Genomic DNA, 8,300 nt, shown 5'->3' on the forward strand with positions numbered 1-8,300 from the left:
CGGGCTCAGGCGCCGGCCAGCGCGTAATGCAGCGCGATGCCCACGAACAGCGCGCCGCCGAGCCAGTTGTTGTGGCGGAACGCAGCGAAGCACTTCATGCGGTCGCGATCCTTGATCAGCGTGTAGTGGTAGACGGCGCAGCCGGCCGCCACCGCCCAGCCGAGCCAGAATACCGGCCCGAAATGCTCGACCATGCCGATCCACACGTAGATCGCGAACATCGCCGCATAGCAGAACATGATCGCGATCACGTCGTACTGACCGAACGTGATCGCGGAGGTGCGCATGCCGATGCGCAGGTCGTCGTCGCGATCGACCATTGCGTAGGCCGTGTCGTAGGCCACCGACCAGAACACGTTGGCGATCAGCATGACCCAGGCGATCGGGGGCACCGTGTCCTGCACGGCCGCGAACGCCATCGGAATGCCGAAGCCGAACGCGATGCCGAGATAGGCCTGCGGAATCGCGAAGAAGCGCTTCATGAACGGATAGCTGGCGGCCACGAACACGGCCACCACCGACAGCCCCTTGGTCAGGCCGTTGAGCGGCAGGATCAGCAGGAACGCCAGCAGCGCGAGCACCACGGCGATCGCGATCGCCTCCCACGCCCGGATCTTGCCCGAGGTCAGCGGCCGGTCGACGGTGCGCTTCACGTGGCGGTCGAAATCGCGGTCGGCGTAATCGTTGACCGCGCAGCCTGCCGAGCGCATCAGCAAGGTGCCGACGATGAAGATCGCGAGCAGCGAGAGCGTGGGACGACCGCCCGAGGCGATCCACAACGCGTTCAGCGTGGGCCACAGCAGCAGCAGGCTGCCGATCGGCTTGTCCATCCGGACGAGGCGCAGATACAGGGGGAAACGGGCAAACATGTCGGAATTCCGCCGCGAAAACGATGGCGGCATTGTAACGCGCGACGGCGGCCGGCCCGCGCGAGCGACCCTCCGTGGCTTGCCGCGCGCGGACGAAAAAAAACCTCCCGCCGATGCGGGAGGCCTCTCATGCCGCGCGAACCACCGCGCCGGCTTATTGCAGCAGCGAGCGCAGCATCCAGGCGGTCTTTTCGTGGATCTGCATGCGTTGCGTCAGCAGGTCGGCGGTCGGCTCGTCGCGGGCCGAATCGGCATCGGGGAAGATCTCGCGCGCGGTGCGCGTGACGGCTTCGTGCCCTTCCACGAGCTGGCGGATCATCTCTTCCGCGGCCGGCACGCCCGAGGCTTCCGGCACCACCGTCAGCTTCGCGAAATCGCCGTAGGTGCCCGGCGCCACCACGCCCAGCGTGCGGATCCGTTCGGCCACGGCATCCACCGCGAGCCAGAGTTCGTTGTACTGCTCCTCGAACATCAGGTGCAGCGTGTTGAACATCGGCCCGGTCACGTTCCAGTGGAAATAATGGGTCTTCAGGTACAGCGAAAACGTATCGGCCAGCAGCCGCGACAGGCCGTCCGCAATCTTCTTGCGGTCCTTGTCGCCGATGCCGATGTTGATCTGCGTTGCGTTGCCTTTTTTGGCCATGTTGCTGACTCCTTGTCGATGAGTTGAACCGGCTTGAAACGCCTCGGGATCACCCGCTTTTCCTGCCTGAAACGAGCGCCCCCGAGCGCGGCTCAGTGTAGCGTAGATCGCTGCACGGGGACGGATGGCGCGGCAGGCCTCAGGCGCTCCGCGCCGCGCTCAGGCACCGTTCAGATGAGCCATCGCCTGCGCCGCGAGCGTCAGCACGCCGGCGAACGTGATGGCGAAACCGAAGGTCTGGCGAAAGGCCGAGGTGGCGGCGCGGTTGACGACGGCGGTCGCGGCGGCGGCAGGCGCGGAAACGGGACGGGCGATCTGCATGATGAGTTCTCCTTCGAATCGGAAATCGGGTTGGGCTCAGGCGCCGAGCAGGCGGCCAGCGAAATACGCGACGGCCAGCGGCCGAAGCTGCCGGAACAGCGCTCGCGCGCGATGGGCCGTGCGTTCGGCGTCGATCTGTTGCGAGATTCGGTTCATGGCGGCTCCGGGGTTCGGCAAGCGGGATGCGAAAGACCGGTGATCCGGTCCGGGCCGGCCCAGACGGCGAATCGATCGCCGTTGCGCCAGCCCATGCATGCCATCCTACGGAACGCTATCGAATCAGTAAATTCAATAGAATTTATATAAACGATAGGCAAAACAAAACCGGGGCAAGCCGCACCCCGGTCAGTTCACGCCACCCGCCCGGCCGCGCTCAGTTCAGCGTGGCGGGCATGTCGAGCTTGGCCACGCCCGGCAGGGAACAGGCGGTGATCGCCTCGCTGATCGCGTCGATGGCCGGCATCCGCGTGAAGCTCTTGCGCCACACCAGCACCACGCGGCGGTCGGGCACCGGCTCGTCGAACGGCACGTAGGACAGTAGATCCGAATCGGAGTTGTTGGCCAGCGGTCCCACTTCGCCCACCGACATGCGCGGCAGCACCGTGATGCCCACCCCGCTCGCGACCATGTGGCGGATGGTTTCCAGCGACGAGCCTTCGAAGGTCTTCTGGATGCCGTCTGCCGTTTGCGAGAAGTGCATCAGCTCGGGGCACACGCCGAGCACGTGATCGCGGAAGCAATGGCCGTTGCCGAGCAGCAGCATGGTTTCCTGCTTGAGGTCGGCGGCGTCGATCTTGCGGCGCTTCGACCACGGATGGCTCGACGGCAGCGCGACCACGAACGGCTCGTCGTACAGCGGACGCACCATCAGGCCCGTTTCGGGGAACGGCAGCGCCATGATGGCCGCGTCGATCTCGCCCTGCTTGAGCAATTCGAGCAGCTTCAGCGTGTAGTTTTCCTGCAGCATCAGCGGCATTTGCGGCACACGATGGATCATCTGCTTGACCAGCGTGGGCAGCAGGTACGGCCCGATCGTGTAGATCACGCCAAGCCGGAACGGACCGACCAGCGGATCCTTGCCCTGCTTGGCGATTTCCTTGATGGCGAAGGTCTGTTCGAGCACGCGCTGCGCTTGCGTGACGATCTGGTCGCCGATCGGCGTCACGCTCACCTCGCTCGCGCCGCGCTCGAAAATCTGCACGTTCAACTCGTCTTCGAGCTTCTTGATCGCAACCGACAGCGTCGGCTGGCTCACGAAGCACGCTTCGGCCGCACGGCCGAAATGCCGCTCGCGGGCGACGGCGACGATGTACTTCAGTTCAGTAAGCGTCATTTAGGTCAATCACGGGGATGCAAACGATAGTTTTAATTTATACACCGGATAGCGCGGTTTCGCCAGCGTTCTTCGCGGCAATAGCTCACGCCCCATTTAATGCCGGCGGGAAACGAAGCCGGCCAGCCTGGTTCGGCGCATGCCGGGCGGATTTCAGGTGAACGTCAGGCCTTCAGGAATTGCTCGCGGGCGCCGAGCCAGCGCGCGAGATGCTGCGTGACGACATCGGGATAATGCGCGATCAGTGCAGCCGCCGCTTCGCGTGCCGGGTCGATCAGCCAACCGTCGAGTTCCAGGTCGGCGAAGCGCAGCATGGCCGCGCCCGATTGCCGCGCCCCGAGGAATTCGCCGGGGCCGCGAATTTCGAGATCGCGGCGGGCGATCTCGAAGCCGTCGTTGGTTTCGCGCATGGTCTTGAGCCGCGCGCGGCCGGCGATCGACAGCGGGCCACTGTACATCAGCACGCAGGCCGACGCCGCCGTGCCGCGCCCGACCCGGCCGCGCAACTGGTGCAATTGCGCCAGGCCGAAACGCTCGGCGTGCTCGATCACCATCAGCGATGCATTCGGCACGTCCACCCCCACTTCGATCACCGTGGTCGCCACCAGCAACTGCACCTCGTTACGCGAGAACGCCTCCATCACGGTGGCCTTCTCCAGCGGCGACAACCTGCCATGCACCAGCCCGACGTTGATGCCGGGCAGCGCCGCCGCGAGCGTCTCGTAGGTCTCGACGGCCGTCTGCAACTGCAGCGTCTCGCTTTCCTCGATCAGCGGGCAGACCCAGTACACCTGCCGCCCGCCGAGCGCCGCGTCGCTCACGCGGCCGATCACCTCCGCCCGGCGCGCGTCGGCCACCAGCTTGGTGACGATCGGCGTGCGGCCGGGCGGCAGCTCGTCGATGGTCGACACTTCGAGATCGGCGTAATAGGTCATCGCCAGCGTGCGCGGGATCGGCGTGGCCGACATCATCAACTGATGCGGCTGGAAGCCGGCCGGGCCGCCGGCCTTGGCGCGCAAAGCAAGCCGCTGCGCCACGCCGAAGCGGTGCTGTTCATCGACGATCACGAGGCCGAGCCGCTTGAATTCGACGGTGTCCTGGATGATCGCGTGGGTGCCGATCACGAGCTGCGCGGTGCCGAGCGCCGCCGCCTCGATCGCCGAACGCTTCTCCTTCGCCTTCAGGCTGCCGGCCAGCCACGCGACCGTCACGCCGAGCGGTTCGAGCCAGCCGCGCAGCTTGCGCGCGTGCTGCTCGGCCAGGATTTCGGTCGGCGCCATCAGCGCGGCCTGGTAGCCGGCGTCGATCGCCTGCGCGGCGGCCAGCGCCGCGACCACCGTCTTGCCGCTGCCGACGTCGCCCTGCAGCAGCCGCGACATCGGGTGCGGCATGGTCAGATCGGTGGCGATTTCGTCGACCACGCGCGTTTGTGCCTGCGTCAGCGAGAACGGCAGCGCCGCCAGCAAGCGCGCGACCAGCGAGCCGGCATCGGCGGAGGTGCTGCGCGGCATGGCGGGCGCCGCGCGCGTGCGGCGCTCCTCGTGGGCGCGCTTGAGCGACAACTGCTGCGCGAGCAGTTCGTCGAACTTGATGCGGGTCCAGGCCGGATGCGTGCCGTCGATCAGCGCCGTTTCGTCCGATTCGACGCCGGGGTGATGCAACTGGCGCACCGCTTCGGCCAGCGCCGGCACGCCGAGCGGCCGCAGGTACGCGGCCTCGACGTCGGGCGGCAGCAGCTCGGGCAGCGGCGTGCGCGTGAGCGCGTTGTCGATCGCCTTGCGCAGGTAGGCCTGCGACACCCCGGCCGTGCTCGGATAGACCGGCGTGAGCACCTGCAGCAGCGGCGTGTCCTCGTCGACCACGCGCACCGCCGGATGCACGATCTCCAGCCCGAAGAAGCCGCCGCGGATGTCGCCGCGCACGCGCAGCCGCTGGCCGACCGCCATCTGCTTGACCTGCGAGCCGTAGAAATTGAGGAAGCGCAGCACCAGCTCGTCGCCGTCGTCGTCGCGCAGGCGCACCAGCAACTGGCGGCGCGGCCGGAACGCGACCTCGTTGTCGTACACCACGCCTTCGGTCTGCGCGATCTCGCCGGGCAGCAGTTCGCGGATCGGCGTCAGCGTGGTTTCGTCCTCATAACGCATCGGCAGATGCAGCACGAGATCGATCGAGCGCGTGAGGCCGAGCTTGGCGAGCTTGTCGGCGGTCTTGACGAGCTTCGGCGCGGCTTTGGCGCCCTTGGCGGGTTTGCCGTCCGCGGCGTTGCCCGTATCGCCGGGTTCGCCCGCATCGCCATCGGCCGGCACGGCCTTCTTGCGCCCGCGCCGGGCCGGCGGTGATGCGGCGTCGCCATTGGCGGATGGGCCGATTTCCTCGGTTTCGCCGGCCTCGGCGCGCCCCATGTCGGCCGCCGCGACGGCCGGTGCGGCGAGCCGCCCGTCGGCGCCGCGGCGCGGCGTGCGTGCGCGCGGCGCGGGCTGCGCCTCGTCGTGCGTGGGCGGATTGCCGGAATCGGCATCGGCGGCGGCATCGACGGAAACGGAGCGGCGGGCGGGTACAGGCATCGGATCGGGATTTCGCAAGGGACAAGCAAGTACAATAACGGCTTTGACGTCGCCCGACCGGGCGGCGCCCGCGAGCCGCGCGACCCCGCCATCATAGCGGCTCGCGTCGGCGATGACGCGGCTCCCGCGCCGCTTCGCCCCCATTTCTCATGTTCAAGCTTTCCGATTTCGATTTCGATCTGCCGCCCGAGCTGATCGCGCAAACGGCGCTCGCCGAGCGCAGCGCGAGCCGCCTGCTCGAGGTGGACGGCAGCGCCAGCCCGGCGCGCCTCACCGACCGCCGCTTCACCGAGCTGCCCGACTGCATCGGCGCGGGCGACCTGCTCGTGTTCAACGACACCAAGGTGCTGAAGGCCCGCTTCTTCGGCCAGAAGGCCAGCGGCGGCCGCATCGAGGTGCTGGTCGAGCGCATCACCGGCCCGCGCACGGCGCTGGCGCAGATCCGCGCCAGCAAGAGCCCCGTGACCGGCACCACGCTGCGGCTGGCCGAGGCGTTCGACGTCACCGTCGGCGAGCGCGTCGAGCCGTTCTTCACGCTGCACTTCCCCGAGGATTGCCTGACGCTGATCGAGCAGCACGGCCGCCTGCCGCTGCCGCCGTATATCGAGCACGATCCCGACGCGACCGACGAAACGCGTTACCAGACCGTGTTCGCCAGCAACCCGGGCGCGGTCGCCGCGCCCACCGCCGGCCTGCATTTCGACGACGCGCTGCTCGCCACGCTGCGCGCGCGCGGCGTGGAAACCGCCACGCTCACGCTGCACGTGGGCGCGGGCACGTTCCAGCCGGTGCGCGTCGACGCTATCGCCGAGCACAAGATGCACAGCGAGTGGTACGAACTGACCGACGCGCTGGTCGCGCAGATCGCCGCCACGCGTGCACGCGGCGGCCGCGTGATCGCGGTCGGCACCACTTCGATGCGCGCGCTCGAAGCGGCCGCGCGCGACGCCGAAGCCGCGGGCCGCCCGCTCGCGGCCACCCGCGCCGAAACCGACATCTTCATCACGCCCGGCTACCGCTTCCGCGTGGTGGACCGGCTCGTGACGAATTTCCACCTGCCGAAGTCGACGCTGCTGATGCTGGTGTCGGCGTTCGCGGGCGTCGAGACGATCCGCGAGGTGTACCGCCACGCGATCGCCGAGCGTTACCGCTTCTTCAGCTACGGCGACGCGATGCTGCTGACGCGCCGCGAGCCCGAATAAGCCTGCCTTTCCTCATGAAAATTCGCCGTGGCGCATTCCGCCGCGGCGCCGCTAACGCGCGCCGAACTGTTCTTCGGTAGCCAAGGAGTCCCGCGATGACCGATCGCCAACCGGAACCCGTGCAATCGCACGTCCCGCCCGAGAACGGGCTCGAATTCGAACTGCTCGCCACCGACGGCCACGCCCGCCGCGGCCGCGTCACGCTGAACCACGGCGTGGTCGAGACGCCGATCTTCATGCCGGTGGGCACCTACGGCACCGTGAAGGCGGTGCAGCCGCGCGAGCTGCACGAGATGCACGCGCAGATCATCCTCGGCAACACGTTCCACCTGTGGCTGCGCCCGGGCCTGGAAACGATCGCCGCGCACGGCGGCCTGCACCGCTTCATGGGCTGGAACAAGCCGATCCTGACCGATTCGGGCGGCTTCCAGGTGTTCTCGCTGGGCGATCTGCGCAAGATCACCGAGGACGGCGTGACGTTCGCGTCGCCGATCAACGGCGACAAGCTGTTCCTGTCGCCGGAAGTGTCGATGCAGATCCAGAAAGTGCTGAATTCGGACGTCGTCATGCAGTTCGACGAATGCACGCCGTACGCCACCGACAACGTGCCGACCACCCACAAGGAAGCGGCCGAATCGATGCGCATGTCGATGCGCTGGGCCAAGCGCTCGCTGAACGAATTCAATTCGCTCGGCAACCCGAACGCGCTGTTCGGCATCGTGCAGGGCGGCATGTTCGAGGATCTGCGCGACGAATCGCTGGCCGGCCTGGCCGAGCTCGATTTCCACGGCTATGCGATCGGCGGGCTGTCGGTCGGCGAGCCGAAGGAAGACATGATGCGCGTGCTGCGGCACACCGGCCCGAAGCTGCCGGCGCACAAGCCGCATTACCTGATGGGCGTGGGCACGCCGGAGGATCTCGTGGAAGGCGTGGCGAACGGCATCGACATGTTCGATTGCGTGATGCCCACCCGCAATGCGCGCAACGGCTGGCTGTTCACGCGCTTCGGCGACGTGAAGATCCGCAACGCCACCCACAAGCATTCGCTCAAGCCGCTCGACGAAAGCTGCACGTGCTACACCTGCCGAAATTTCACGCGCGGCTACCTGCACCACCTGCACCGCGTCGGCGAAATCCTCGGCGCGCAGTTGAACACGATCCACAACCTGCATTACTACCTGACGCTGATGAGCGAGATTCGCGAAGCGATCGAAACCGGCACGTTCGACGCGTTTCGCGCCCGTTTCGCGGCCGATCGGGCGCGCGGCGTCGAGCGGCGCGAGTAGCGCCGGCAGGGGCGCCGGGGCGGCCGCGCGGCCCGAAATGCGTCGCGCGCGGCGTTCGTCACACCGGTGTCGAACGCCGCGG

General features: G+C 67.5%; 7 protein-coding genes. 2 read left to right on the forward strand and 5 right to left on the reverse strand.

Annotated elements, in window-relative coordinates; genetic code table 11:
* Window positions 1-5 precede the first annotated feature (5 nt).
* From ubiA to recG, 5 genes are all read right to left on the reverse strand, one after another.
* Complete coding sequence (gene ubiA / locus ACYP33_RS34455) at window positions 6-869, reverse strand: 4-hydroxybenzoate octaprenyltransferase (protein ID WP_459625560.1); 864 nt, start codon at window positions 867-869, stop codon at window positions 6-8.
* A 154-nt stretch (window positions 870-1,023) separates the two neighbouring features.
* Window positions 1,024-1,512, reverse strand: a complete 489-nt coding sequence (locus ACYP33_RS34460; protein ID WP_414443971.1) for a Dps family protein — start codon at window positions 1,510-1,512, stop codon at window positions 1,024-1,026.
* 159 nt (window positions 1,513-1,671) lie between these two features.
* Entirely contained in the window at window positions 1,672-1,833 is a 162-nt protein-coding gene (locus ACYP33_RS34465) for a hypothetical protein (RefSeq protein ID WP_414443970.1), read from the reverse strand.
* Window positions 1,834-2,206: 373 nt separating this feature from the next.
* Window positions 2,207-3,166, reverse strand: coding sequence for a hydrogen peroxide-inducible genes activator (locus tag ACYP33_RS34470; protein ID WP_414443969.1), 960 nt, complete (start codon window positions 3,164-3,166; stop codon window positions 2,207-2,209).
* A 164-nt stretch (window positions 3,167-3,330) separates the two neighbouring features.
* The gene (recG, locus tag ACYP33_RS34475; RefSeq protein WP_459625561.1) at window positions 3,331-5,730 is read right to left on the reverse strand and encodes an ATP-dependent DNA helicase RecG; all 2,400 of its coding nucleotides are present in this window, start codon (window positions 5,728-5,730) and stop codon (window positions 3,331-3,333) included.
* A gap of 149 nt (window positions 5,731-5,879) precedes the next feature.
* On the opposite strand from recG, the gene queA reads away from it, so the two are divergent.
* Both queA and tgt read left to right on the forward strand, forming a co-directional pair.
* Complete coding sequence (gene queA, locus ACYP33_RS34480; protein WP_414450320.1) at window positions 5,880-6,932, forward strand: tRNA preQ1(34) S-adenosylmethionine ribosyltransferase-isomerase QueA; 1,053 nt, start codon at window positions 5,880-5,882, stop codon at window positions 6,930-6,932.
* Between the two features lie 95 nt (window positions 6,933-7,027).
* A complete protein-coding gene (gene tgt / locus ACYP33_RS34485) occupies window positions 7,028-8,218 on the forward strand; it encodes a tRNA guanosine(34) transglycosylase Tgt (RefSeq protein ID WP_459625562.1) in 1,191 nt (396 codons plus the stop codon).
* Window positions 8,219-8,300: the final 82 nt, after the last annotated feature.

Source organism: Burkholderia sp. 3C (assembly GCF_054589155.1).

Coding starts and splice junctions, on each gene's coding strand:
- recG (WP_459625561.1), bottom strand. CDS start 5,730: ATGCCTGTACCCGCCCGCCGCTCCGTTTCCGTCGATGCCGCCGCCGAT.
- queA (WP_414450320.1), top strand. CDS start 5,880: ATGTTCAAGCTTTCCGATTTCGATTTCGATCTGCCGCCCGAGCTGATC.
- ubiA (WP_459625560.1), bottom strand. CDS start 869: ATGTTTGCCCGTTTCCCCCTGTATCTGCGCCTCGTCCGGATGGACAAG.
- ACYP33_RS34470 (WP_414443969.1), bottom strand. CDS start 3,166: ATGACGCTTACTGAACTGAAGTACATCGTCGCCGTCGCCCGCGAGCGG.
- tgt (WP_459625562.1), top strand. CDS start 7,028: ATGACCGATCGCCAACCGGAACCCGTGCAATCGCACGTCCCGCCCGAG.
- ACYP33_RS34460 (WP_414443971.1), bottom strand. CDS start 1,512: ATGGCCAAAAAAGGCAACGCAACGCAGATCAACATCGGCATCGGCGAC.
- ACYP33_RS34465 (WP_414443970.1), bottom strand. CDS start 1,833: ATGCAGATCGCCCGTCCCGTTTCCGCGCCTGCCGCCGCCGCGACCGCC.